Below are 23,511 nucleotides of genomic sequence, written 5' to 3' on the forward strand. Positions count from 1 at the left end.
ATCTAGGCCTTGACGGGGAAGGACACCACGGTGGCCAGCGGGGCGGGCAGGAGGGCCTCGGCGCAGTCGGAGCAGGCCAGGACCGCGGTGTCATCAGGGAAGCGGCCGACACGGACGCGGGGCCTGGGCCACTTCTTGTGACAGACGACGCAGGCCTCACCGAACAGTTGCGCGCTGCTCATCCCCTCGGGATCGAACGTCACCATCCGATGAGCCGTTCCGGTCGGGCCCCAGTTCATCACGCTCCCCGCGGCGCTAGCACACCCATATCCGGATCCGTTATAACCGCGCCCGGCCCCGTGATCGGCTACGTGGGCGTCAAGCAAGAGTGAAATCGCGGCGGGGTGGCCTGCCGTACAACCACAAAACAGGCCATCCAGCCGCAAGCTGGATGGCCTGTTTTCGGTAATAGCTAGGCGAAAGCCTTCTCCAGGATGGTCAGGCCCTCCTCCAGCAGGTGCTCGGGCATGACCAGCGGCGGCAGGAAGCGCAGCACGTTGCCGTAGGTGCCGGCGGTCAGCACGAGCAGGCCCTCGGCGTGGCAGCGCTTGACGACCTCGGCCAGCGCCTCGGGGTTGGGCTCCTTGGTGCCCGGCTTGACCAGCTCGATCGCGATCATCGCGCCGCGGCCGCGCACGTCGCCGATGACGGGGTGGCGCTCCTGCATGGCCTTCAGGCGCGGCAGCATGATCTCGCCGATCCTGCGCGCCTTGCCGACCAGGTCCTCCTGCTCGATCGTCTCGAGTACGGCCAGGGCCGCCTCGCAGGCCAGCGGGTTGCCGCCGTAGGTGCCGCCCAGGCCGCCCACGTGGACCTTGTCCATGATCTCGGCGCAGCCGGTGACACCGGCCAGCGGCAGGCCGCCGGCGATGCCCTTGGCGGTGCAGATGATGTCGGGCACGACGCCCTCGTCCTCGCAGGCGAACAGGTCGCCGGTGCGGGCGAAGCCGGTCTGCACCTCGTCGGCGACGAAGACGATGCCGTTGGCCTTGCAGAACTCGGCGATGCGGGGCAGGAAGCCCTTGGCGGGCTCGATGAAGCCGCCCTCGCCGGCGATCGGCTCGATGACGACCGCGGCCACGTTCTTGGCGCCGATCTGCTTCTCGATCACGTCGACGGCCTGGGCGTAGGCCTCCTCGGCCGGGTTCTCGCCCGGCCAGCGGAACGGGTAGGGCAGCGGCACCCGGTACACCTCGGGCGCGTACGGGCCGAAGCCCTGCTTGTAGGGCATGTTCTTGGCCGTCAGCGTCATCGTCAGCAGCGTCCGGCCGTGGTAGCCGTGGTCGAAGACGACGACCGCCTGGCGGCCGGTGGCCAGGCGGGCCACCTTGACTGCGTTCTCCACGGCCTCGGCGCCGGAGTTCACCAGGAAGCTGCGCTTCTCATGGTCACCGGGCGTGAGCTCGTTGAGCTTCTCGCAGACGTTCACGTACGACTCGTACGGGGTGACCATGAAACAGGTGTGGGTGAAGTCGGCGACCTGCTTCTGCACCCGCTCGACCACCCGGGGCGCGGAGTTGCCGACGCTGGTCACGGCGATGCCGGAGCCGAAGTCGATCAGGGAGTTGCCGTCGATGTCCTCGATCACGCCGCCACCGGCGCGCGTCACGAACACCGGCAGCGTGGTGCCGATGCCCGGGGGGACGGCCGCCTGCTTGCGGGCCAGCAGCTCCTGCGACTTCGGTCCAGGGATGGCGGTGACGAGACGACGCTCCTGCGGAATGCTCATATTGGCACGTTACGACCCTGGATGACCTGCGCCGATACGTCGATATGTCACACTGGAAGGGCCTGTCTTCGCCGGAATGGACAACAAATGGCCCCAACCCTACGGACCGTGGTGCGGCGGATGGGGCTCGTCCCGCTCGCCGGGTCGATGGAGTCAGCCGTGCGGTGGGTCGCGGTGAGCGAACTGGAGGATCCCACGCCGTTCCTGGAGGGGTCCGAGCTGGTGCTCACCACCGGGATGCGGCTCTCCGATGATTTTTCGGGGTATGTGGGCCGGTTGGTGGAGCGGGGCGTGGCGGGGCTGGGCTTCGGGGTCGGACTCACGCACGAGCAGGTGCCCGGCGCGCTGGTCGAGGCCGCCAAGTCAGCCGACCTGCCGCTGGTCGAGGTGCCCCGCGAGACGCCGTTCATCGCCGTCGGCAAGATGGTCAGCGAGTACCTGGCCGCCGAGCAGTACGACGAGATCACCCGCGCCTTCGCCGCCCAGGGCCGCCTGACCCGGGCCGCGCTCAAGCCCGAGGGCATGCACGCGGTCATCGACCGGCTCGCCCGCGAGGTGGGCGGCTGGGCCGTCCTGCTCGACGAGTCGGGAGAGGTACGGCACGCCTCGCCGGGCGCGCGCACCCAGTGGCTCGTCGCCGAACTCGCCCGCCTGCGCGAGAGCAGCCCCGAGCGTGCGCACGCGCACGCAGGAGAGCGGTGGCCGTCCAGCATCTCCATCTCCGGTCCCGACGAGCACGTGGTCGTCCAGCCGCTGGGCGGCGGGCCCCGGCCGCGCGGGTTCTTCGCCGCGGGCGCGGCCACCGCGCTCTCGCCGGTCACCCACACCGTCATCAACGCGGCGGGATCGCTGCTCACCCTGGCGGTGGAGCAGGGCACGACCCAGCGCGAGGCCGAGCGCCGGGTACGGTCCGCGGTCCTGACCCTGCTGCTGGCCGGGTCCGTGGAGCAGGCCAGAGCGGTCGTCGGCCCGCTCGGGGTCAGGCTGCCCGAGGAGCCGGTCGTCGTCCTGGCCGCCCCCGGCGAGGCACTGGACGAGCTCGAACCCCACGCCTTCGCCGCCCGCTGGGAGCGGCAGGCCGTCGCGATCGTGGGACAGGACACCCCCCTCAGCGGCCGGGTCGGGGTGAGCGGCCCGTGCCCGTACTCCGATCTGCGCAGCGGGCTCGACCAGGCGCTCCGCGCGCTCGGCGCCGCCACGGACAAGCCGGTGCGCTTCGCCGAACTGGCCGGGCAGGGGCTGCTCGCGCTGATCGACCCCGCCGACGCCCAGGCGTTCTCGGCCACGCTGCTCGCGCCGCTGACCATGTACGGCTCGCGCGCCGACCTGATCGAGTCGCTGCGGGCCTACCTGGACAGCAACGGCCACTGGGACGCGGCGGCGCAGCGGCTCGGCATCCACCGGCACACGCTGCGCTACCGCATGCGCCGGGTCGCCGAACTCCTCGGCCGCGACCTGGACGACCCCGGGGTCCGTGCCGAGCTGTGGATCGCGCTCGAAACGGCCCGCCGTACCGGGTGAGCTACTTCTTCTCGATCAGGTAGCAGCAGATCGTGGCCGTGGTGACGGCCTCGTAGGTGCGGCCGTCGCGCAGGTGCCCGGCGCGTTCCAGGCTGATGGCGCCCTGGGCGGCCGCCCACAGCGCGTCGGCGATCTTGCGGGGCTGGGTGGGCACGAGGTAGCCGGCCGAGATGCAGTCAGAGATCACCCGGTCCAGGATGTTGAGGGCGGCGCGGGCCAGGGTCCTGGCACGCTCGCTGGGTTCGAAGCCGGGGATCGCCCGCTCGAACATCAGGCTGTAGTAGCCGGGCTCGGCCAGGCATGCCTCCCGGTAGGCGGGGCCGAGCGCGGTCAGGTAGTCGAAGGGGTCCTTGCGCTGCGGGACCGCCTCGAGGTAACGGCGGAAGCGTTCGAAGCCTTCCAGATAGAGGGCCTCTGCCAGGCCTTCCCGGTTGCCGAACATCGTGTAGATGACGGTGGTGGTGCAGCCCGCCTCCGTGGCGATCCTGCGCATCGTCAAACTCTCAGGCCCGTCGGAACCGAGCAGGTTCACGGCGACATCGAGCAAGCGTGCGCGCAGCTCGTCATGTGTCGCACGTTCGCCCAGCAAGTAGGCGCCCTGAAGTCCGAGCGGCGCCGAGGATGTCATCGGGGCCCAACCCTTCTACTCTGGGGCTCGCCGCTCGGAGACCCGCACTCGGATGACTTAGCCCTAGCGGAGATCGTTCAAACCGCTCCACACGGTAAACATCCCCAATTAGGCCTACATCTGTTACATGTTGGGTAAACATCGACGCTTGTACTTAACGGAGGGGCTCGAGCGGGCTCTTGTGCACCCTGGTGTAAATCGCTTGCGGGCCGCTTGGCATAACGTCAGAGACATGGACGTGCGCACCTTCTGGCTCGCAGGACGCCCCGCAACCGGGGACGTCGAGCTCACCGTGACCAATCCCCACGACGGTCGCGAGGTCGGCCGGTACTCCGTGCCGACCGATGCCCAGGTCGAAGAGGCCATCGCGGCCGCACACGCCGTCGCCAAGCAGGCCGCCGCGCTGCCGATCCACGTACGCGCCGAGGCGCTCGCTCACGTCTCGCGGCGCATCGCGGAGCGGGCCGACGAGATCGCCCACCTGATCACCGCCGAGAACGGCAAGCCCATCACGTGGGCGCGCGGCGAGGTCAACCGGGCCATCTCCACCTTCCGCTTCGCCGCGGAGGAGACCCGGCGCTTCTCCGGCGAGGTACAGCGCCTCGACACCGAGGCCGCCGCGGCCGGGCGCCTGGCCTACGTCACCCGCGTGCCGTACGGCCCCGTGCTGGCGATCACACCGTTCAACTTCCCGCTGAACCTCGTCGCCCACAAGGTCGCCCCGGCCATCGCGGTCGGCGCGCCGGTGATCGTCAAGCCGGCGCCGGCCACGCCGCTGTCGTCGCTCGTGCTCGGCGAGATCCTGGCCGAGACCGATCTGCCCGCCGGGATGTTCTCGGTGCTGCCGATCGAGAACGAGCGCGCCTCGGCGCTGGTCGACGACCCGCGGCTGCCGATCGTGTCGTTCACCGGCTCGGCGCCGGTCGGCTACGCCATCGCCGACCAGATCCCGCGCAAGCACGTGACGCTCGAGCTCGGCGGCAACGCGGCGGCCGTGGTGCTGGCCGACGCCGACCTCGACTGGGCGGCGCAGCGCATCGCGCTGTTCTCCAACTACCAGGCGGGGCAGAGCTGCATCGCCGTACAGCGGGTGATCGTCGAGCGGCCGGTCTACGACGCGTTCGTCGACAAGCTGCTCCCGGCCGTCTCCGCGCTCGTCACCGGCGACCCGCTCGACGAGAAGACCCAGGTCGGGCCGCTGGTCTCGGAGGCAGCCGCGGAGCGGGTCGACGTCTGGATCCAGGAGGCCGTCGCCGCGGGCGCCCGCGTCCTGGCCGGAGGCATCCGCGAGGGCGCCACGATCGCCCCGACGGTTCTGGCGGACGTTCCCGACGACGCGAAGGTGGTGCGCGAGGAGGTCTTCGGACCCGTCATGATCCTCGAGCCCGTGGAGTCGGTCGACGAGGCCTACGCCATGGTCAACGACTCCAGGTACGGCCTGCAGGCCGGCGTGTTCACGCGATCGCTGGACTCGGCGTTCAAGGCCAACAGGGAGCTCGAGGTCGGCGGCGTCATCATCGGCGACGTGCCCTCCTACCGGGCCGACCAGATGCCCTACGGCGGCGTCAAGGACTCGGGCATCGGCCGCGAGGGCCTGCACTCGGCCATGGAGGACTACACCTACGAGAAGGTGATGGTCCTCACCGGCCTGTCGCTCTGAGCCCGGCCCCGGTCCGGCTCCCTCTGGAGAGATCCTCAGGAGCCGGGCCGGGTGGCGAGCGCGAGGAAGACGCGGTCGAGTAGGTGGACGCGGGGGTCGGTGAAGCCCGCGTTCGTGATGAGGTCCTGCGTCTCTTCCGGCGTCGCCGGGAGTGGCAGGTCGCGGGCGACCAGGTCGGCGAAGCTGCCGGAAGGGTTGTAGAGGGACGCCACCGGCAGCGTGAAGGCGGCACGGCCGCCCGGCTGCAGCGCCCGGTGCCAGTCGGCCAGCGCCCCGGCGCCCATGAACTGCAGCGCCGAGGAGCAGAACACCAGGTCGAGCGAGGCGTCGGGGACCGGGAGCGGCAGCGCCGTACCGACGCGCCAGTCGATCGCACCGTCATGCCCGAGGCGCTCGGCCCGCGCCCGGCCGGCCGCGATCATCCCGGGAGAGACGTCGACGGCCACGATCGGGACGGCCAGCCCGGGGAGGCGCTCCGCCACGGCCAGGGAGACCGCCCCGTTCCCGCAGGCGACGTCGGCGATCCTGTCACCCGCCGCGGGCTCGGCCAGCTCCACCAGGGCCCGTGCGAGCTTGTCGTGGTGGTCGTCGTCGTAGTCGTCGGCGAGCTCGTCGAAGGCCCGCGCCATGTCGCTCATGAGATGAGGACTCTAGCCGATGAGGCCGTGCCACCTGTCGGTCCAGGCGGCGTAGTCGGGCGGGCGTACCTCGAAGGCCACCCGGTCCAGCCCGCTCGGCTTGTCCGCGCCGTAGATCTCGCAGACCGGGATGAGCTTGCCCTTGACCTTGCACGCCTTGGCGTTGGCCGGCGCCAGCCCCATCCAGGTGGCGGCGGCCCGCTGGGCGGTGGGCGCGGCCGTCCAGGTGAGCCAGCGGTAGGCGCACTCGAGGTTGGGGGTGTTGGCGGTGTTGGCCCCGAGCATCCAGGAATCCAGCCACCCGGTGGTCCGCTTGGCCTCGACCGCCTTGACCGGCAGCCCCGCGTTCTGCAGCAGCACGCGATAGTACGGCGTGGCCTGGGCGTACTCCAGCGACCCGGTGGCGAAGCCCTTGACCAGGTCGAGCGGGTTCTTCCAGTAGACGCGGTCCTTGTGCTGCCCGAGCAGCGTCATCGCGGCGTCCAGCTGCGTCTTGGACAGCTGGAACGGGTCGTCGACCGAGGTGTCGGTGAGCGCCGCGTCGGCGATCGTCATCGGGGTGTCGGCGAGCGCGACCTTGTCCGAGCCGAAGACGTCCGCGAGCGTGCCGCCCTTCACCTTGCCGGAGTCGTAGAGGAACTCGTCGAACCCCCACAGGTACGGCACGCCGTACACCTTGCCCGCCTGGGTGGTCATGTCGCGCAGCCGCTTGGGGATGTCGGTGAAGCCGGCCACCTTGGCGGGGTCGATGGGCTGCACCTGCTTGGTGGCGATGAGGTCGCCGGCCAGGTCGGGGCTGGCGGAGATCAGGTCGTAGGGCTGTTTGGCGACCCGTTCGGCCATCTCCTCGGAGGTCTGCACGGTGTCGAGCTTGGCGACGCGGCAGCCGGTGACCCTCTCGAAGGTGCCGACCCAGTTGGCCTTGGGCGTGGTGGCGCCGTACTCGGCGTAGCCGCGGTAGGTGATGATCTGCAGCGTGCCGTCGCTCTGCGTGGGGCTCGCCGTGGGGGTCACGGTCGGGCTCGGGCTGGGCGTGGGGCTGGGGCTGCCCGTCGGGGTGGGGGTCGGCGTCGCGGCCACACCCATGATGGCGGCAAGGGCCAGCGTCCAGGCATGAGTACGGCGTTTCACGTGGTGGAGCCTACCGCGAGCACGCGGGCGCCCTGCGAGCCCAGGGGGTCGCGGGGCGCCTGCCGTACCGCTACTTGTTGGTGGGGAAGCCGAGGTTGACGCCGCCGTGGGACGGGTCGAGCCAGCGGGAGGTGATGACCTTGCCCCGGGTGTAGAAGTGGACGCCCTCGGTGCCGTGCACGTGCGTGTCGCCGAACAGCGAGGACTTCCAGCCGCCGAAGCTGTAGAAGGCCATCGGGACGGGGATCGGCACGTTGATGCCGACCATGCCGACCTCCACCTCGTTCTGGAAGCGCCGGGCGGCGCCGCCGTCGTTGGTGAAGATCGCCGTGCCGTTGCCGTACACGCCGCCGTTGATGACCTCCAGCCCCTCCTCGTAGGAGGAGACGCGGACGACCGACAGCACCGGGCCGAAGATCTCCTCGGTGTGCGTGCGCGAGCCGGCGGGCACGTGGTCGAGCACGGTCGGGCCGAGCCAGAAGCCGGGGGTGTCCTCGGCGGCGGCTCCGCCCAGGATCTGCGTCTTGCGGCCGTCGACGACCAGCGTGGCGCCCTCCTCGACGCCCAGGTCGAGGTAGGAGGCGACCTTGTCGCGGTGCACGCCGGTGACCAGCGGGCCCATCTCGGAGCGCTCGTCGTCGCCGGGGCCGATGGTCAGCCGGGAGACGCGCTCGGTGATCTTCTGGACGAGCTCGTCGCCGACCGGGTCGACCGCAAGCACGACGGAGATCGCCATGCAGCGCTCGCCGGCCGAGCCGAAGCCCGCCGAGACGGCCGAGTCGGCGACCAGGTCGAGGTCGGCGTCGGGCAGCACGAGCATGTGGTTCTTGGCCCCGCCGAGGGCCTGGACGCGCTTGCCGTGCGCGGTGCCGGTCTCGTAGACGTACCTGGCGATCGGGGTGGAGCCGACGAAGGAGACGGCCTGCACGTCGGGGTGCTGGAGCAGCCGGTCGACGGCAACCTTGTCGCCCTGCACGACGTTGAAGATGCCGTCGGGCAGCCCGGCCTCTTTCCAGAGCCGCGCCATCAGCAGCGAGGCCGACGGGTCCTTCTCCGACGGCTTCAGGATGAACGCGTTGCCGCAGGCGATCGCGATCGGGTACATCCACATCGGCACCATGGCGGGGAAGTTGAACGGCGTGATGCCGGCCACGACGCCCAGCGGCTGCCGGATGGAGTAGGAGTCGACGCGGGTCGAGACGCCCTCGGAGAAGCCGCCCTTGAGCAGGTGCGGGATGCCGCAGGCGAACTCCACGACCTCCAGGCCGCGGGCCACCTCGCCGAGCGCGTCGGAGTGGACCTTGCCGTGCTCGGCGGAGATCAGCGCGGCCAGCTCGTCGCGGTGTGCGTACATCAGCTCGCGGAAGCGGAACAGCACCTGTGCCCGCTTGACCAGCGACGCGTCCCGCCAGGCGGGCCACGCCTGGACGGCGGCGGCGACCGCGGCGTCGACGTCCGCGACGGAGGCCATCGCGACCGTGCCGCTCACCTCACCGGTCGCCGGGTTGTAGATCTCCTGTGTACGGCTGTCGCCGTCCGCAGGAGAGCCGTTGATCCAGTGGTTAACGAACTTCATCGTTGATGATCTCCAAAGCGTTGACGATGATGCCGAGGCCCTCCGTGGCCTCGTCCACCGTCAGGGTCAGCGGCGGGGCCATCCGGATGGCCGTGCCGTACAGCCCGCCCTTGCCGGCGAGCAGGCCCGCCTTCTTGGTCTCCTCCATGAACCGCGCGGCCTGCGCGGGGTTCTCCAGCTCGATGGCGAACATCAGGCCCTTGCCGCGGATCTCCTTGATCAGGGGCAGGCGCTTGGCGGCCTCGCGGAGACCATCGATGATGATCTTGCCGGTCCTGGCGGCGTTCGCCTGGAGGTCGTGGTCGAGCACGTAGTCGAGGGTCGCGTTGGCCGCGGCCATGGAGATCGGGTTGCCGCCGAAGGTGGCCAGGCCGACGGCGGGCAGGGCGTCCATCAGGTCGCCGCGGGCCACGATGCCGCCGACCGCGAAGCCGTTGCCCAGGCCCTTGGCGAAGGTCATCATGTCCGGCGTCACGCCGTGGTTCTGGATGCCGAAGAACGCGCTGCCGGTGCGGCCCCAGCCGGTCTGCACCTCATCGGAGATGAACAGGATGCCCTGCTCGTCCAGGACCTCCTTGTAGGCGGCGAACAGCCCGTCGGGCGCCATGGTGAAGCCGCCGACGCCCTGGATCGGCTCGGCGATCAGCGCGGCCACGTCGTTGGAGACGGTGGTGGCCAGCACGTGGCGCAGGTCCTCGACGCAGACCTTGATGTAGTCGGCGTCCGACAGCCCCTTGAACTGGGTCAGGTGCCTGTCGGCGCCGTGCAGGAAGGTGACGTTCAGCGGGGAGAGCGAGTTGTTCTTCCACGACCGGTTGGAGGTGACGCTGATCGCGCCGAAGCTGCGGCCGTGGTAGCTCTGCCGCATGGCCAGCACCTGGTCGCTCTTGCGGGCGTAGGTGGCGAGCAGCAGCGCGGTCTCGTTGGCCTCGGTGCCGGAGTTGGTGAAGAACACCTTGGCGTTCGGGATGCCGGAGAGCCGGGCGATCTTCTCGGCCAGCTCGATCTGCCCGCGCAGCAGGTAGACGGTGCTGGTGTGGACCACGCCCGTGGCCAGCTGGCGCTCGACGGCCTCGCGCACCTCGGGCACGTCGTACCCGATCATGTTGGTGAGGATGCCGGCGAAGAAGTCCAGGTAGCTCTTGCCATCGGCGTCGACGACGCGATTCCCCTTGCCGCTGACGATCTCGATGGGCTCGTTGTAGTTGAGTGCCACCCAGTTGGGAATCACTGCCCGGTGGCGCGCGAGTAGCTCCGACATGCTACGAGTATCCCGTCTGAGCAGCAGGCTTCCCACCTCCAACCTGTCGGCGCGCTCGAGAATCGTCTTACATGCTGTTCACCATAACATATGTCCGGACATATGGACATGGCGTCAGCCCCTAGGGGATTACCCGTCCGCCTGGCGGCGTACTCCCCGCCGGATGACTACGCCGCGAGAGGCACACAGAAAGCCCACTGGCGGCCGACGCCCGATTACGGGTCGTTCCCGCACGATCGGATCATCCACTTCGAACCCGAGGAGATCCGACATGACCGTCACCCTGGACCGCGCCCCCGTCACCTACCCCGGCCCGCCCAAGCTCGACCGCGAGCAGCTGCGCCGCGCCCAGCAGGACACGCTGGACACCCCGCGCATGAAGTACAGCCTGCTCGCCCAGCTGATGTTCAAGCCGGTCGACATCCTGTACGGCAAGCAGGGTTCGTTCACCAAGTTCGCGATGCTCGAGATCATCGCCCGCGTGCCGTACCAGGCCTGGGAGCGCATGGGCTACTGGGCGGTGCACCGCTTCAGAACCCGCTCGGCGCTGGCCAGACGGGTGCACGAGCGGATCGTGGAGGCCCGCGCCGACCAGGACAACGAGCAGTTCCACCTGCTGATCATGGAGGACCTGATCGACCGGCAGGGTCTCAGGCGCAACTGGCTGCTGCACAGGGTGGCGCCGTGGCTGATCGCCTTCTTCTACTACCACGTCTCGTGGGCGCTGTTCCTGATCTACCCGAAGGCGAGCTACCGGCTGAACGCCGAGTTCGAGGACCACGCCGAGCACTCGTACATGACCTTCGTGGCCGAGAACCCGGACCTGGACTTCGTGCCCGACCCCGGCACCTACGCCGCCGAGTACGGCCGCTACCGCTCGGTGGCCGACCTGCTGCGGCAGGTCGGCCACGACGAGCGCGTGCACAAGCTCGACAGCCTGGAGGCCATGCGCGAGCCCCGCATCCGCTAGGCGGCGACGGGCTCCTTCTCGGCAGGGGCGGCCGAGCGGAGCACCGAGAGGGCGAGCAGCGCGGCCGCCACGCAGAAGGCCGCACCCACCCAGGCGCCCACGTGCATGGCGTCGGTGTAGGCCAGCTTGGCGGGCTCGGCGAAGCCGAGCTTGAAGGCCCCGCCGATCGAGTCCCTGGCGGCGGCCGGGGCGTCGGCGGGCATGGCGGAGGTGAACACCCCGGCCAGCACGCTGCCGAGGATGGCGATGCTCATGGCCATGCCGACCTGCTGGACGGTGTCGTTGAGCGCCGACCCGACACCGGCGTGCTCCAGCGGGATCGCCCCCATGAGCGTGGCGTAGGCGGCGGGCCCCGCCAGCCCACCTCCCACCCCCATGATCAGCAGTCCGACCAGCAGCGGCCAGTAGCCCGTGGTGGTCGCCATCACCACGAATCCCCCGGCCATCACCGCGAGCCCGACCCCGATCAGCACCCGGTTGCTCACCTTCTGCCCCAGCCCCGCGCCGACGGCGTTGAACAGCGCGGCCGCCACGGCGTAGGGCAGCAGCCCGAGCCCGGCCTGCATGGGCCCGTACCCGAGCACGAACTGCAGGTACTGGGTCAGCATCAGCATCACCGCGCCGGCTCCGAACGACATCAGCAGGATCGAGAAGGACGACCCGCTGAAGTTGCGGTTGCGGTAGAGCTCCAGCGGCAGCATCGGGTGCTCCGAGCGCCGCTCCCACAGCACGAAGGCGCCGAGCGCGAGCACGGCCAGCGCGATGACGGGGATGTTCCACTCGCGCTCGATGATGACGTAGACGGCCGAGGTCAGCCCGACGATCGACAGGACCACGCCGACCGGGTCGATCTTCCGCCCGGTCGAGCGCGTCTCCGGCATCAGCACGAAGGCGGCCACGATCGCCAGCGCCGCTATCGGGATGTTGAGCAGGAAGACCGACCCCCACCAGTAGTGCTGGAGCAGGAAGCCGCCCAGCGTGGGCCCGGCGATCACGCCGACCATGGCCACCGCGCTCCAGATGGCCATCGCCTTGCGCCGCTCCTGCTCGTCGAAGACGGTCATCAGGATCGACAGCGTGGAGGGCATCAGCAGCGACCCGCCCACGCCCATCAGGGCCCTGGCCCCGATCAGCTCCCAGGGCGCGGAGGCCAGTACGGCCAGCACCGACGCACCGCCGAAGAAGGCCAGCCCGATCACCAGGAACCGCCGCCGGCCGTACCGGTCGGACAGGCTTCCCGAGGTCAGCAGCAGCCCGGCGAAGACCAGCACATAGGCGTCCAGGATCCACTGGACATCGGCGGGCGTGGCGCCGAGATCCCTGATCAGGGAGGGGATGGCCAGGTTCAGCACGGTCCCGTCGACGGCCAGCACGAGCAGCGACAAGCAGAGTACGACGAGCACCCACCAGCGACGGGGGTCTCGTACAGTGTTCGAGTCCACTCGCACACTGTACGACAAGACTCGTACAGTGTGCGAGTTGATTTATCCTGAGGGCATGACCGCCAAGCAGTTCAGCTCCGTCTGGTTCCGCGAGAGCGGGCCGCGCAAGGCCAGCAGCCCTGGCCGCAGCCGCGAGGAGATCGTCGCCGCGGCGATGGAACTGCTCGACGAGGAGGGCCGCGACGGCCTCAGCATGCGCAAGCTGGGCGCCAGGCTGATGGCGGGCGCCACCAGCCTCTACTGGTACGTGGCCAACAAGGACGAACTGCTCGAGCTGGTCTACGACGAGATCTGGGGCGAGATGAGCGTCGGCGACCCCGAGCACATCCATTGGCGCGAGGTTGCCTCCGCGCTGGCGCACAACATGCGCCAGGTGATCCTGCGCCACCCTTGGTCGGCCGACCTCATCGGCCGCATGCCCGCGCTCGGACCCAACGCGCTGCAGGTGTCCGACCAGATGCACAGAATGTTCAGGCTCGCGGGCTTCACCGGGATGGACATCGACTTCGCGGGCGCCACGCTCACCTCCTACGTCTACGGCTTCACGATCCCCGAGGTCGCGTGGAACAGCACGACGGCCGACGTCGAGTACGACGAGGATGAGGTGCGCGCGAAGGTCGTGAAGGCCGCGGAGGGCTATCCGGACCTCATGGAGCGGGTGCGGATCATCTACGAGGATCCGAACGTGGCCAGGGCGATGGCCTTCGACTTCGGGCTCGTCTCCGTGCTCGACGGTCTTGAGAGGCGGCTGGCGACGTAGCAGGATCCGGACATGGACGAATTCCGGTCCGCACGTGACCTCCTGCTTCAGGCTGACTACGCCACCGCCCGCCGCGACTTCCGCTGGCCCTCCTTCGAGGAGTTCAACTGGGCGCTCGACTGGTTCGACGGCGTGCTCGCCACCGAGACGCCCGACGCCGTGGCGTTGAAGATCGTCGGCAGGGAGACGTTCACGTTCGCCGAGCTGTCGGCGCGCTCCAACCAGGTGGCCAACTGGCTGCGCGCCCAGGGCGTACGGCGCGGCGACCGGATCCTGCTCATGCTGGGCAACCAGGCCGAGCTGTGGGAGTCGATGCTGGCGGCCGTCAAGCTCGGCGCGGTCATCATCCCGGCCACCACGCTGCTCACCGCCAAGGACATCACCGAGCGGATCGAGCGCGGTCAGGTGGCGCACGCCATCGCCAACGCCGCGGACGCCGCCAAGTTCGGCCCCGGCGACTACACCCGCATCGCGGTGGGCGACGCGGACGGCTGGCTGCCCTACCGCGAGGCCTACGACGCCGGCACCGCCTTCGCCCCCGACGCCCCCACCCGGGCGGGCGACACGATGATGCTCTACTTCACCTCGGGCACCACCTCCCAGCCCAAGCTGGTCGAGCACACGCACGTCTCCTACCCGGTCGGCCACCTGTCGACAATGTTCTGGATCGGCATCAAGCCCGGCGACGTGCACCTCAACATCTCCTCGCCCGGCTGGGCCAAGCACGCCTGGAGCAACGTCTTCGCCCCGTGGAACGCGGGGGCGACCGTGCTCATCCACGACTACCAGCGCTTCTCCGCGCCGAAGCTGCTCGAGGTGCTGCGCGACGAGGGCGTCAGCACGTTCTGCGCCCCGCCGACCGTGTGGCGCATGCTCATCCAGGAGGACCTGACCGCCTGGCAGCTCCCCCTGCGTACGGCTGTCGCCGCCGGTGAGCCGCTCAACCCGGAGATCATCGACCAGGTGGCCAAGGCGTGGGGCATCACGATCCGCGACGGCTACGGCCAGACCGAGACCACCGCCCAGATCGGCAACGTCCCCGGCGAGACGGTCAAGCCCGGATCCATGGGCCGCCCGCTGCCCGGGTACGACGTCACGCTGGTCGACCCGATCACCGGCGTGCCGGGCGACGACGGGGAGATCTGCCTGCCGCTCGGCGGCAACCGCCCCGCCGGGCTCATGGCCGGGTACGTCGGGCGGGACCTGACGGCGGGCGACGGCTACTACCACACCGGGGACGTGGCCACCCGGGACGCCGACGGCTACATCACCTACGTGGGCCGGACGGACGACGTGTTCAAGGCCTCGGACTACCGGATCTCGCCGTTCGAGCTGGAGAGCGTGCTGCTCGAGCACGAGGCCGTGGCGGAGGCCGCCGTGGTGCCCGCGCCGGATCCGGTGCGGCTGGCCGTACCGAAGGCCTATGTGCTGCTGGCGGCCGGCTACGAGCCGTCGGAGGACCTGGCGCGGGCGATCCTGGCCTACTGCAGGGAGAACCTGGCCCCCTACAAGCGGATCCGCAAGCTGGAGTTCGGCGACCTGCCCAAGACCATCTCCGGCAAGATCCGCCGCGTGGAACTGCGGGAGCAGCACCCTGGAGTCGAGTACACGGAGTGAACGGTCAGTAAAGGTATGGGCAACAACCTGTAAATGGTTACATAGACGATTTTACAGGCTGATCGGATAGTCTTTTTTTGTGCTACCCACCGTTGCCGATGTGCTCGCCCTGGAGACCGTGCGCCGGGGCAATCCGCGCGTGGTCGCGGGCGCCGACCGGCTCGACACGCGGGTGCGGTGGGTGCATGTGGGCGAGATCGCCGACATCGCGCATCTGCTGCGCGGCGGTGAGCTCGTGCTGACGACCGGCGTCGCGCTGCCCGAGGATCCGGACAAGCTCGCCGACTACATCGGCGAGCTGGCGGCCGTCGGCGCCTCCGGGCTGATCGTCGAGCTGGGCAGGCGCTTCGTCCGCGAGCTGCCCAGGAGCGTGGTGAAGGCGGCCGAGGAGCACGGGCTGCCGCTGATCGTGCTGGCCCGCGAGACGCCGTTCGTGCAGATCACCGAGTCCGTGCACGCCAGGATCATCGACATCCAGCTGGAGGAGCTGCGCGCCTCCGAGCAGCTGCACGAGGTCTTCACCGAGCTGTCCGTCGAGGGCGCCTCGCCCGCCGAGGTGCTCGCGCAGGTGGCCAGGCTCTCCAACCGGCCCGTCCTGCTGGAGAACCTCGCCCACCAGGTGCTGGCCTGCGAGTCCGCGGGCCGCGACATCGGCGCGCTGCTGGCCGGCTGGGAGACCAGGTCGCGGGCCGTGTCACCGGCCGAGCGGACCGCCTTCGACCCCGCCTCCGGCTGGCTGGTCACCACGGTCGGCGCGCGCGGCCAGGACTGGGGACGGCTCATCCTGCTGTGCGACGCGCCGCCCACGCCGCGCGACCTGGTGCTGGCCGAGCGGGCCGCCACCACGCTGGCGCTGGGCCGCCTGCTCGAACGCCACCAGGAATCCCTGGAACGCCAGGCACACGGCACGATCATCACCGGCATCCTCACCCACGCCTACTCCGACCCCGACGAGGCGGCCGCCCGCGCCCGCGCCGTCGGCGTCCCGCTCACCGGCCGCAAGCTCATCAGCGTGGTCATCCGCCCCACCGAGCCCGTCGAGCAGGCGCTCGACGGGCAGGCCCAGCTCGGCGAGCTGGCCGAGGCGACCGCCGCCGCCTGCCGCGACGCCCGCCTGCCCGCGCTGGTGGGCGCGCTGGACCAGGACAGGGTGGGCGTGCTGCTGCCGCTGCCGCCGCGCACCACCGCCGAGCCCGCGCTGACCGCCCTGGCCGAGCGGCTGCGCCTGCTCTGGAAGCCCGGCATCGCCTTCGTGCTGGCCGCCGGCTCCGTCGTGGAGTCCATCAAGGACGTACGGCGCAGCTTCCTGGAGGCCGAGCAGGTGGCCGACGTGGCCGTCCGCCAGCCCGACGGCAGGCCGTACTACCGCCTGCCCGACCTGCGCCTGCGCGGGCTGCTCCACCTGCTGCGCGACGACGCCAGGCTGCAGACGTTCGCCGAGCGGGAACTCGGGCCGCTGCTGGCCCACGACGCCCAGCGCGGCGGCGACCTGACCCGGATCCTGCGCGTCTATCTGGACGCCGGGCGCAACAAGGCCGTGGCCGCGCAGAAGGCGCACCTGTCACGGCCCGCCTTCTACGACAGGCTGCGCCGTCTGGAACGCATCCTCGACACCGACCTGGACGACGTCGAGTCGTGCCTGTCGCTGCACGTGGCGCTGCTGGCGCTGGAGTCGTTCCGCCGGGAAACCCGCTGATCTACACGAAAGAGCAACATGTCCGACGTTCTCGTGCCCGAGCCCGACGATCTCGCCCGCATGCTGACCACCGCGGGGGCGTTCGCCGTACCCGTCCACGAGGTGCAGCTGACCCTCGACGAGCTGGATCCGTCGCAGATCGCCGCCGGCGAGCCCACCACGTCGTACCTCGACCTGGGCGGCGGGCGCGGCATCTGGGAGATCACGCCCGGGGTGGTGACGGACGTGGAGACCGACGAGATGTTCGTCGTGCTGTCAGGACGGGCCACGATCGCGGTCGAGGGCGGGGCCACGATCGAGGTGGGTCCCGGGGACGTGGCGCTGCTGGCCAAGGGGGCGCGCACCACGTGGATCGTCCATGAGACCCTGCGGAAGGTGTACCAGTCGGCGGGTTGAGTAGCCCCTACTCTGGCATTTCCTGAACGTCGGCCTACCGTCGTGGTATGCCGCTCTTTCCGAACCCGGTGGAGGCCGCGGCCTTCCGGCTGTCGGTCGTGCCGCCGATGCTCGCCGACTACTTCGGCGTGCTCGGGTTCCACACGCTGGTCGCCGGGGTCCGGCTGGGGATCTTCGACGCGCTGCGGTCCACGCCCATGTCGCCGTCCCGGCTGGCCGGGTCGCTCGGGCTGGCGCCGCGCGCGGCGGAGGCGATGCTGCGCGCGCTGCGCGGCCTCGGCTACGTCAAGGAGCGCCGCGGCGTCTACCGCCTGACCAGGACCGCGAAGATCTGGCTGTGCGCCGACTCGCCCATGTGCCTGGCCGAGGGGCTCGACTTCTGGGAACGTTGCGCCACCGACTTCTGGCGCGGCCTGGAGAAGGCGGCCCGTGACGGCTCCCCCGAGGTGCCGTTCTACACGCTGACCGAGAACGACCCGGCGCTCTCGCGCTCCTTCCAGGCGTGGACCTCGGCCGTGGCCCGGCGCCAGGGGCCCGCCACGGTCCGGGCCATCCCCGTGCACCGCGACGCCCGGCACGTGCTCGACCTGGGCGGCAGCCACACCGCCTACAGCATGGCGCTGCTCGAGCGGCATCCGCTGCTGCGCTCCACGGTGATCGACCTGCCGACGGCGCTGGCCTCCGCCAGGCCGCATCCCCGCATCACGCTTCGGGCCGGTTCGTTCCTCGTGGAGGACCTGGGCGAAGGGTATGACGTGGCGCTGCTGTTCAACGTCATCCACGGCCTCGACGACGCCGAGGTGACCGGGCTGCTCACCCGGGTCGCGCGGGCGCTCAACCCGGGTGGGGTGCTGGTGATCGGGGACCAGTTCCGCGGCGCGATGCCCGGCCGCGCCAGCCGTACGCTGCTGGACCTGCTCGACCTCAACTACCTCATCGCCGGCGGCGCGGGCATCCGCTCGTTCGGCGAGGTGGCGCGACTGGTGGCCGGGGCGGGCTTCAGCCGCCCCCGCCATCGCCGTCCACCGCGCGCGCCCGCCTCCGAGCTCGCCATCGCCACCCGCTAGAACCCCATCGCGTCCCTGACCTCGTCGAGCGTCGCGACGGCACGCTCGCGGGCCCGGGTGTTGCCCGCACGCAGGACATCGCGGGCATCCGCCTCGCTGATCTCGGCCCGCCGCCGCCGGATCGGCGCCAGGAACTCGTTGACCGCCTCGGTGACCGTCTTCTTCAACTCGGCGGCGCCGCCGTACCCGATCTCGTCGGCGATCTCGGCGGGTGAGCGGCCCAGGCACAGGCCCGCCAATGTCAGCAGGCCCGCCACTTCGGGCCGGTTGTCCTCGTCGAAGGTGATCAGGCGGTCGGCGTCGGTGCGGGCCCTGCGGATCAGCGCCGCGGTCTCGTCGGCGGTGGCCGACAGGGGGATCGCGTTGCCCCGGCTCTTGCTCATCTTGCCGCCGTCCAGGCCGCGCAGCACCGGCGCCTCGCCGAGCAGCAACTCCGGCACGGGGAAGACGGGCGCGTAGCGCTCGTTGAAGCGGCGCGCCACCAGCCGCGTCACCTCCACGTGCGGTCCCTGGTCCTTCCCGACCGGCACCAGCGTGCCCTTGCAGAACAGGATGTCGGCGGCCTGGTGCACCGGATAGGTGAACATCAGCCCGCTCACCGCCTTCTGCCTGCTGTGCGCGATCTCATCCTTCACGGTCGGATTGCGGCTCAGCTCCGCCATCGACACCAGGCTCAGGAAAGGCAGCAGCAGCTGGTTCAGTTCGGGTATCGCGCTGTGCTGGAAGATCGTCACCTTGGCCGGGTCCAGGCCGACCGCCAGGTAGTCCAGCAGCAGCCCGGTGATGTGCTGCTGGATCTCGCCAGGCAGGTCCCTGTCGGTGATCACCTGGTAGTCGGCGACCAGCACGTACATCGTGTGCTCGTGCTGCAGCTTGACCCGGTTGGCCAGCGTGCCGAAGTAGTGGCCCAGATGGAGCAGCCCGGTAGGCCGGTCGCCGGTCAGAACGGTGTGTCGCATGACGTGGTCTCTCCCTCCGTTACGCCGTCCTGGAGAGAACCCACGCCGGGCCCGCCCTCGATGGACGGCCCGTGCGCATGCGGATGTCAGCGGCCGTCTGGCGGCCGCCACCACATGCTGATGCGTGTCACGCGTCCCAGTGTACGGCGTGCCGGCGCAAGCCGTACGTCCGTCGGTACGGCTTGCGCACGGGCGTTAGCCGTTGTGATCGTGGGCGGCGTCAGCGTGGACGGACTCGGCGTGGATCGTGTCGTCGGCGCAGATGTACAGATCCCACCGGCGCGGACGCGCCACGAACGCGCCCAGGATGAAACCCAGGACCACGCTCGCAAAGATCACAAGGAGGATACTCAGCCCCATGACGGCTGCCTCTCGGGATGGTCTGCCGCTCGAATTGCGGCCTACCGAAAGGTAACCCCACGTGCTCGGTTTGCGCAGGCGAATGCGGTGGACTGCCCCATTTGACCGCCGCCCAGTCAATCACGAGATGATCACGGTGTGATCGCTGGGATGTCAATCCCATAACCGCCGGGCGTTTCGCACCCCTTGTGGACCTTGATCTCGCCAGGATGGATCGGTTGTTTTCCACCCTCTGGAGATTTCATGTCCCGACGCACTCTCGCGGGGGCCCTGTCCCTGGCCGCCGCGCTCACGGTTTCCGCCGTGCCTCTTGCCGCCTCCGCGTCCCAGCAGGCGGTGCAGTTTCCCACCTCCAAGTTCCCGCTCGGTGTCCCGTCCGTGCCGGACAAGAAGCTGACGGCGGTGGTGCCCGGTGTCGACGAGTACGACCTGACGGCCGGAAAGTCCACCGACGGCTACACGGTGACCGTCTTGATGCCCAGCGGCCGCGACTACGGCCAGCAGACCACGGCCGAGACCAAGGCCTCCGAGGTCGAGGCCGCCGGCGAGACGCCCAGCGTGCAACGGGTCGTGCGCCCGCGCGTCGCCGACGCGCCCGAACAGGTGGTCTACATGGTCCGGGTGGGGCTGTGGGCCTTCAAGGACAAGGCGAAGGCCGCCGAGACGGCCAAGAAGCTCAACGACGCCGGCGTGAAGTCGCGGGTCGACTACCTGGGCGACGACGGGCTGAAGACCACCGGCCCGTGGAACGTGCACGTCGTGATGATCGATGCCAAGACGTTCAAGGGCTCCTACGTCTCCAGCATCGGCACCAGCGTCGCCAAGCGGGAGACCGTGTCGGAGATGGCCAAGGCACGCGGCGCCATCGTGGGCGTCAACGGCGGCTTCTTCAACATCCACACGGCCAAGGAACTGCGCGGCGAGCCGGTCGGCGCGTCCGTCGTCAACGGCAAGCTGCTCAGCGAGGCGATCCCCGGGCGCTCGGCCGTCGTGCTGCAGGGCCGTACGGCACGCATCACCGAGCTCAAGACGAGCGTCACGGCCATCTCTCAGGACGGCGCCAAGCAGCCGGTCAACGGCGTCAACCGGGCGGCGGCGACCGACGAGCTGGTCCTCTACACCGAGGAGTACGGCGCCAAGACGCCCGCCGACGGCGGCACCGACGCGGTGCTCGACGCCAACGGCAAGGTCGTCGGGCTGCGCGCCTCCGGGGCCGACATCGCCGCCGGCACGCGGGTGCTGCACGGCTCGGGCGTGGCCTCCGACTGGCTGAACGAGCACGCCTGGCAGGACTGGACCGTGAAGGTCGACACCAAGGTGACCGACCTGCGCAAGGGGCGCGCGCTCAAGCTCACGCCAGACCTCAACGTCATCGCCGGCTACGGCGGGCTCGTGCGCAACGGCCACGTGAAGATCACGGCCAAGCGGGACGGGCAGGACAACATCAACATGATCCTGCGCCGGCACCCGCGCACCCTGCTCGGGGTCACCCGCAACGGCAGCCTCATCCTCGCCGCGGTCGACGGGCGGCAGCCCGGGCAGTCGATCGGAGCCAACTTCCCGGAGGCGGCGCAGCTGATGCGCTGGCTCGGCGCCGTGCAGGCGGTCAACCTCGACGGCGGCGGCTCGACGGCGATGGTGGTCAAGGACAAGGTCGCCAACCACCCCTCGGACGGCAAGGAACGCGGCGTCGGCGACGCCCTCCTCGTCCTCCCGCAGTAACCCCCACGCCCTCGCGGACCCCACCCACCTCCGCGAGGGCACGGGGTCCGCGAGGGCAGCCTCCCCACGCGCAATCAACATCGCCCCGCGTAAGCACCTCGCCCGCATCCGCTTCGGACCCCACATCCTCCCGCGGGACGGCACCCAGCGCGCGGTCAACGTCACCCGCGTAAGCACCTCGCCGAACCCTCGTCGTCCTGCAAGCACACCACCGCGCGCGAGATCAACGTCGCCGCACCTCGCCGAACCCTCGTCGGGACCCATGTCGTCCTGCGAGGACACCATCTGGCGCAGATCGCAAAGGACCTCGCTTTCCTCCCGGGACCCACGTCGCCCCACGTGAGCACTTCGTCGCGACCGTTCCCTAGGTGCGGGCGCGGTCGGGGAGGTAGCCGCGGTCGGGTTTGACTGACTTCATCGCCAGGTGCGAGGTGAGTTGGGCGACCCCGGGGAGGTTCAGCAGGACGTCCGTGCGCAGCCGCTCGTACGCTTCCAGGTCCGCCACCGCGATCCGCAGCAGGTAGTCGGGATCCCCGAAGAGCCGATGGGCCTCCACGACCTCGGGGATCTCCGCCACCGTCCGCTCGAACTCGGCGATGGTGTCGTGATCCTCGTACCTCATCACCACCGTGACGAACGACAGGAACCCCGCCCCCACCGCCGCCCCGTCAAGCAGCGCCCGGTAGCCGCGGATCACGCCCGACTCCTCCAGCGCCCGCACCCTCCGCAGGCACGGCGACGGCGTCAGCCCCACCCGGTCGGCGAGCTCGGTGTTGCTCAGCCGCCCGTCCTCCTCCAGCTCGCGCAGGATCCTGCGATCGATCCGGTCCATAGCGCAATATCCTGCCACTGCCCCCCTCGTTCCGGCCGCGATCGGTCATCGGCTGCCAACCCGATCGTCCTACGGTCAGGGGTATGGACACCCACGCGATCGTCCTGTTCCTGGGCGTGGACCTCCTGCTGATCCTCACGCCAGGACCGGACTTCCTCTACATCGTGGCCCGCAGCCTCGGCCAGGGCCGCCGCGCCGGGCTCACCGCCGTCGCGGGCATCAGCTCCGGCTATGTCATCCACAGCTTCCTCGCCGCGGCCGGCCTCGTCGCGCTCCTGCGCGCCGTCCCCGCCGCCCTGCCCATCATCAGGTACGGCGGCGCCGCCTACCTGGCCTTCCTGGCGGTACGCACCCTGCTGACCCTGCGCCGCTCAGGAGCGGTCCCCACGGAACTGGCCCCCGAAAGCACGGGAACGGTGCTCCGCCAGAGCCTGCTCACCGCCCTGCTCAACCCCAAGGGCCTCCTGCTCTACCTGTCCCTGATACCGCAGTTCATCACCCCCGACGCACCGATGCCGGTCGGCCTCCAACTCCTCGCCCTCGGCCTGCTCCACGTGGTGTGCTGCGGCACGCTCTACGCCCTCTTCGCCGTGACGGTCGCCCGAATAGGCCGCACCTTCACCAGAACCCCCAAGGCCGCCCGCCGCATGACCGCCCTCTCAGGCGTAATGCTCCTGGTGGTCTCCGCAGTAACCCTCCGCCCCAACTAGCCCCCACCCCAGCCCCACAAACCCAACCACCCCACGACCTGGCCCGGCTCCACTGCGACCACGCCACAGGACGCGCCCAGCGCCCCGGAACCGCGAAAGGGCCAGCCACCACGCGGACGGCCCGCAGGGACCTGCCCCGCCACGCCAACCGCATGGGACTGCCCCCTGGCGGCCACGTCGCAAGACGCGAGCGGCGCCCCGGAAGCACGAAAGGGCCGCCCACACCGTGGACAGCCCCGCGGGGAACGCTGCCCAACCCGCCCCACCGCCAGGCCGGCCCGGTGGGGAACACGTCGCGAGACGCGAGCGACGCCCGAAACCAGGAAAGGGCCGCCCATAGTGGACGGCCCTCAGAACGAGCTGCACGCCAACGCCACCGCCTGGGATAGCCCCGGTGTGAGCACGTCGTAAGACGCGAGCGGTGCCCTGGAAGCAGGAGGGGCCCCCGGGCCACCCCGAAGGAACACCCCTCTGAAACGCGGAAAGGCCCACCCCGCCCGGGGTGGGCCTTTCCGTATGAAAATTTGTGCGGCGGCGACCTACTCTCCCACACCCTCCCGAGTGCAGTACCATCGGCGCAGAGAAGCTTAACTTCCGGGTTCGGAATGTAACCGGGTGTTTCCTTCCCGCCATAACCACCGCAACCCCTCGAGACCATTTGTTGTCTCAGAATTGCGTAGTGGACGCGAGCAAACAACTCAAAAGAGTCTGCTTTGTGGTCAAGTCCTCGGCCTATTAGTACCGGTCAGCTCCACACGTTACCGCGCTTCCACCTCCGGCCTATCAACCCGGTCGTCTACCGGGAGCCTTACCCCCTCACAGGGTGGGAGACCTCA

At 69.9% G+C, this 23,511-nt stretch carries 21 protein-coding genes and 2 rRNA genes; 10 read left to right on the forward strand and 13 right to left on the reverse strand.

All coding sequences use genetic code 11. The features are described from left to right. Nucleotides 1-2 precede the first annotated feature (2 nt). Both KIK09_RS28360 and gabT read right to left on the reverse strand, forming a co-directional pair. The gene (locus tag KIK09_RS28360; RefSeq protein WP_250573898.1) at nucleotides 3-239 is read right to left on the reverse strand and encodes a hypothetical protein; all 237 of its coding nucleotides are present in this window, start codon (nucleotides 237-239) and stop codon (nucleotides 3-5) included. Nucleotides 240-412: 173 nt separating this feature from the next. Beyond that, the gene (gene gabT / locus KIK09_RS28365; protein ID WP_214322419.1) at nucleotides 413-1,729 is read right to left on the reverse strand and encodes a 4-aminobutyrate--2-oxoglutarate transaminase; all 1,317 of its coding nucleotides are present in this window, start codon (nucleotides 1,727-1,729) and stop codon (nucleotides 413-415) included. Nucleotides 1,730-1,816: 87 nt separating this feature from the next. On the opposite strand from gabT, the gene KIK09_RS28370 reads away from it, so the two are divergent. Continuing rightward, nucleotides 1,817-3,250 carry a PucR family transcriptional regulator gene (locus tag KIK09_RS28370; RefSeq protein ID WP_214322420.1) on the forward strand — a complete coding sequence of 478 codons (1,434 nt, stop codon included), beginning with the start codon at nucleotides 1,817-1,819 and terminating at the stop codon, nucleotides 3,248-3,250. A gap of 1 nt (nucleotide 3,251) precedes the next feature. On the opposite strand, the gene KIK09_RS28375 is transcribed toward KIK09_RS28370, so the two are convergent. Next, the gene (locus KIK09_RS28375; protein WP_214322421.1) at nucleotides 3,252-3,878 is read right to left on the reverse strand and encodes a TetR/AcrR family transcriptional regulator; all 627 of its coding nucleotides are present in this window, start codon (nucleotides 3,876-3,878) and stop codon (nucleotides 3,252-3,254) included. A 232-nt stretch (nucleotides 3,879-4,110) separates the two neighbouring features. On the opposite strand from KIK09_RS28375, the gene KIK09_RS28380 reads away from it, so the two are divergent. Next, nucleotides 4,111-5,538 carry an aldehyde dehydrogenase family protein gene (locus KIK09_RS28380; RefSeq protein WP_214322422.1) on the forward strand — a complete coding sequence of 476 codons (1,428 nt, stop codon included), beginning with the start codon at nucleotides 4,111-4,113 and terminating at the stop codon, nucleotides 5,536-5,538. A 35-nt stretch (nucleotides 5,539-5,573) separates the two neighbouring features. Here the strand turns inward: KIK09_RS28380 and KIK09_RS28385 are convergent, their stop codons facing one another. The 4 genes from KIK09_RS28385 to KIK09_RS28400 form a co-directional block, all read right to left on the reverse strand. Beyond that, nucleotides 5,574-6,176, reverse strand: coding sequence for a class I SAM-dependent methyltransferase (locus tag KIK09_RS28385; RefSeq protein WP_214322423.1), 603 nt, complete (start codon nucleotides 6,174-6,176; stop codon nucleotides 5,574-5,576). 12 nt (nucleotides 6,177-6,188) lie between these two features. After that, nucleotides 6,189-7,307 carry an extracellular solute-binding protein gene (locus tag KIK09_RS28390; protein WP_214322424.1) on the reverse strand — a complete coding sequence of 373 codons (1,119 nt, stop codon included), beginning with the start codon at nucleotides 7,305-7,307 and terminating at the stop codon, nucleotides 6,189-6,191. A 70-nt stretch (nucleotides 7,308-7,377) separates the two neighbouring features. Beyond that, the gene (locus tag KIK09_RS28395; protein ID WP_214322425.1) at nucleotides 7,378-8,883 is read right to left on the reverse strand and encodes a CoA-acylating methylmalonate-semialdehyde dehydrogenase; all 1,506 of its coding nucleotides are present in this window, start codon (nucleotides 8,881-8,883) and stop codon (nucleotides 7,378-7,380) included. Then, nucleotides 8,870-10,144, reverse strand: a complete 1,275-nt coding sequence (locus KIK09_RS28400; RefSeq protein ID WP_214322426.1) for an aspartate aminotransferase family protein — start codon at nucleotides 10,142-10,144, stop codon at nucleotides 8,870-8,872. Before KIK09_RS28400 ends, KIK09_RS28395 begins: the two co-directional genes overlap by 14 nt. Nucleotides 10,145-10,415: 271 nt before the next feature. Between KIK09_RS28400 and KIK09_RS28405 the strand changes: the two genes are divergently transcribed. Further along, on the forward strand, nucleotides 10,416-11,114 hold the full coding sequence (locus KIK09_RS28405; protein ID WP_214322427.1) for an alternative oxidase: 699 nt from the start codon (nucleotides 10,416-10,418) through the stop codon (nucleotides 11,112-11,114). Here the strand turns inward: KIK09_RS28405 and KIK09_RS28410 are convergent. After that, nucleotides 11,111-12,556 (reverse strand): MFS transporter, encoded by a 1,446-nt coding sequence (locus KIK09_RS28410; protein WP_214322428.1) that lies wholly within the window; start codon nucleotides 12,554-12,556, stop codon nucleotides 11,111-11,113. The genes KIK09_RS28405 and KIK09_RS28410 overlap by 4 nt on opposite strands. 55 nt (nucleotides 12,557-12,611) lie before the next feature. Here KIK09_RS28410 and KIK09_RS28415 point away from each other — a divergent pair, with 55 nt between their 5' ends. The 5 genes from KIK09_RS28415 (at nucleotide 12,612) to KIK09_RS28435 (ending at nucleotide 18,092) form a co-directional block, all read left to right on the forward strand. Further along, complete coding sequence (locus KIK09_RS28415) at nucleotides 12,612-13,316, forward strand: TetR/AcrR family transcriptional regulator (RefSeq protein ID WP_214322429.1); 705 nt, start codon at nucleotides 12,612-12,614, stop codon at nucleotides 13,314-13,316. Nucleotides 13,317-13,328: 12 nt separating this feature from the next. Then, the gene (locus KIK09_RS28420; protein ID WP_214322430.1) at nucleotides 13,329-14,933 is read left to right on the forward strand and encodes an AMP-binding protein; all 1,605 of its coding nucleotides are present in this window, start codon (nucleotides 13,329-13,331) and stop codon (nucleotides 14,931-14,933) included. A gap of 79 nt (nucleotides 14,934-15,012) precedes the next feature. Then, nucleotides 15,013-16,629 (forward strand): PucR family transcriptional regulator, encoded by a 1,617-nt coding sequence (locus KIK09_RS28425; RefSeq protein WP_214322431.1) that lies wholly within the window; start codon nucleotides 15,013-15,015, stop codon nucleotides 16,627-16,629. An 18-nt stretch (nucleotides 16,630-16,647) separates the two neighbouring features. Beyond that, nucleotides 16,648-17,025, forward strand: coding sequence for a cupin domain-containing protein (locus tag KIK09_RS28430; RefSeq protein WP_214322432.1), 378 nt, complete (start codon nucleotides 16,648-16,650; stop codon nucleotides 17,023-17,025). Nucleotides 17,026-17,072: 47 nt separating this feature from the next. Next, nucleotides 17,073-18,092 (forward strand): methyltransferase, encoded by a 1,020-nt coding sequence (locus KIK09_RS28435; protein WP_214322433.1) that lies wholly within the window; start codon nucleotides 17,073-17,075, stop codon nucleotides 18,090-18,092. Here the strand turns inward: KIK09_RS28435 and trpS are convergent. Further along, nucleotides 18,089-19,051 carry a tryptophan--tRNA ligase gene (gene trpS / locus KIK09_RS28440; protein ID WP_214322434.1) on the reverse strand — a complete coding sequence of 321 codons (963 nt, stop codon included), beginning with the start codon at nucleotides 19,049-19,051 and terminating at the stop codon, nucleotides 18,089-18,091. The two genes, KIK09_RS28435 and trpS, sit on opposite strands and share 4 nt — an antisense overlap. Nucleotides 19,052-19,246: 195 nt before the next feature. After that, nucleotides 19,247-19,390: a hypothetical protein gene (locus KIK09_RS28445; protein ID WP_214322435.1), complete on the reverse strand. Its 144-nt coding sequence runs from the start codon at nucleotides 19,388-19,390 to the stop codon at nucleotides 19,247-19,249. Between the two features lie 264 nt (nucleotides 19,391-19,654). Here KIK09_RS28445 and KIK09_RS28450 point away from each other — a divergent pair, with 264 nt between their 5' ends. After that, nucleotides 19,655-21,133: a phosphodiester glycosidase family protein gene (locus KIK09_RS28450; protein WP_214322436.1), complete on the forward strand. Its 1,479-nt coding sequence runs from the start codon at nucleotides 19,655-19,657 to the stop codon at nucleotides 21,131-21,133. Between the two features lie 364 nt (nucleotides 21,134-21,497). Here the strand turns inward: KIK09_RS28450 and KIK09_RS28455 are convergent, their stop codons facing one another. Continuing rightward, on the reverse strand, nucleotides 21,498-21,965 hold the full coding sequence (locus tag KIK09_RS28455; RefSeq protein ID WP_214322437.1) for an Lrp/AsnC family transcriptional regulator: 468 nt from the start codon (nucleotides 21,963-21,965) through the stop codon (nucleotides 21,498-21,500). Between the two features lie 83 nt (nucleotides 21,966-22,048). Here KIK09_RS28455 and KIK09_RS28460 point away from each other — a divergent pair, with 83 nt between their 5' ends. Next, a complete protein-coding gene (locus tag KIK09_RS28460; protein ID WP_214322438.1) occupies nucleotides 22,049-22,675 on the forward strand; it encodes a LysE family translocator in 627 nt (208 codons plus the stop codon). A 526-nt stretch (nucleotides 22,676-23,201) separates the two neighbouring features. On the opposite strand, the gene rrf is transcribed toward KIK09_RS28460, so the two are convergent. Then, nucleotides 23,202-23,318 (reverse strand): 5S ribosomal RNA (gene rrf, locus KIK09_RS28465). A gap of 72 nt (nucleotides 23,319-23,390) precedes the next feature. Next, nucleotides 23,391-23,511 (reverse strand): 23S ribosomal RNA (locus KIK09_RS28470); the annotation flags it as partial.

This window comes from Nonomuraea sediminis (assembly GCF_018531495.1).
Lineage (GTDB): Bacteria > Actinomycetota > Actinomycetes > Streptosporangiales > Streptosporangiaceae > Nonomuraea > Nonomuraea sediminis.

Coding starts and splice junctions, on each gene's coding strand:
- KIK09_RS28450 (WP_214322436.1), top strand. CDS start 19,655: ATGTCCCGACGCACTCTCGCGGGGGCCCTGTCCCTGGCCGCCGCGCTC.
- gabT (WP_214322419.1), bottom strand. CDS start 1,729: ATGAGCATTCCGCAGGAGCGTCGTCTCGTCACCGCCATCCCTGGACCG.
- KIK09_RS28435 (WP_214322433.1), top strand. CDS start 17,073: ATGCCGCTCTTTCCGAACCCGGTGGAGGCCGCGGCCTTCCGGCTGTCG.
- KIK09_RS28415 (WP_214322429.1), top strand. CDS start 12,612: ATGACCGCCAAGCAGTTCAGCTCCGTCTGGTTCCGCGAGAGCGGGCCG.
- KIK09_RS28370 (WP_214322420.1), top strand. CDS start 1,817: ATGGCCCCAACCCTACGGACCGTGGTGCGGCGGATGGGGCTCGTCCCG.
- KIK09_RS28430 (WP_214322432.1), top strand. CDS start 16,648: ATGTCCGACGTTCTCGTGCCCGAGCCCGACGATCTCGCCCGCATGCTG.
- KIK09_RS28380 (WP_214322422.1), top strand. CDS start 4,111: ATGGACGTGCGCACCTTCTGGCTCGCAGGACGCCCCGCAACCGGGGAC.
- KIK09_RS28460 (WP_214322438.1), top strand. CDS start 22,049: ATGGACACCCACGCGATCGTCCTGTTCCTGGGCGTGGACCTCCTGCTG.
- KIK09_RS28385 (WP_214322423.1), bottom strand. CDS start 6,176: ATGAGCGACATGGCGCGGGCCTTCGACGAGCTCGCCGACGACTACGAC.
- KIK09_RS28455 (WP_214322437.1), bottom strand. CDS start 21,965: ATGGACCGGATCGATCGCAGGATCCTGCGCGAGCTGGAGGAGGACGGG.
- KIK09_RS28400 (WP_214322426.1), bottom strand. CDS start 10,144: ATGTCGGAGCTACTCGCGCGCCACCGGGCAGTGATTCCCAACTGGGTG.
- KIK09_RS28375 (WP_214322421.1), bottom strand. CDS start 3,878: ATGACATCCTCGGCGCCGCTCGGACTTCAGGGCGCCTACTTGCTGGGC.
- KIK09_RS28405 (WP_214322427.1), top strand. CDS start 10,416: ATGACCGTCACCCTGGACCGCGCCCCCGTCACCTACCCCGGCCCGCCC.
- KIK09_RS28420 (WP_214322430.1), top strand. CDS start 13,329: ATGGACGAATTCCGGTCCGCACGTGACCTCCTGCTTCAGGCTGACTAC.
- KIK09_RS28395 (WP_214322425.1), bottom strand. CDS start 8,883: ATGAAGTTCGTTAACCACTGGATCAACGGCTCTCCTGCGGACGGCGAC.
- trpS (WP_214322434.1), bottom strand. CDS start 19,051: ATGCGACACACCGTTCTGACCGGCGACCGGCCTACCGGGCTGCTCCAT.
- KIK09_RS28360 (WP_250573898.1), bottom strand. CDS start 239: ATGAACTGGGGCCCGACCGGAACGGCTCATCGGATGGTGACGTTCGAT.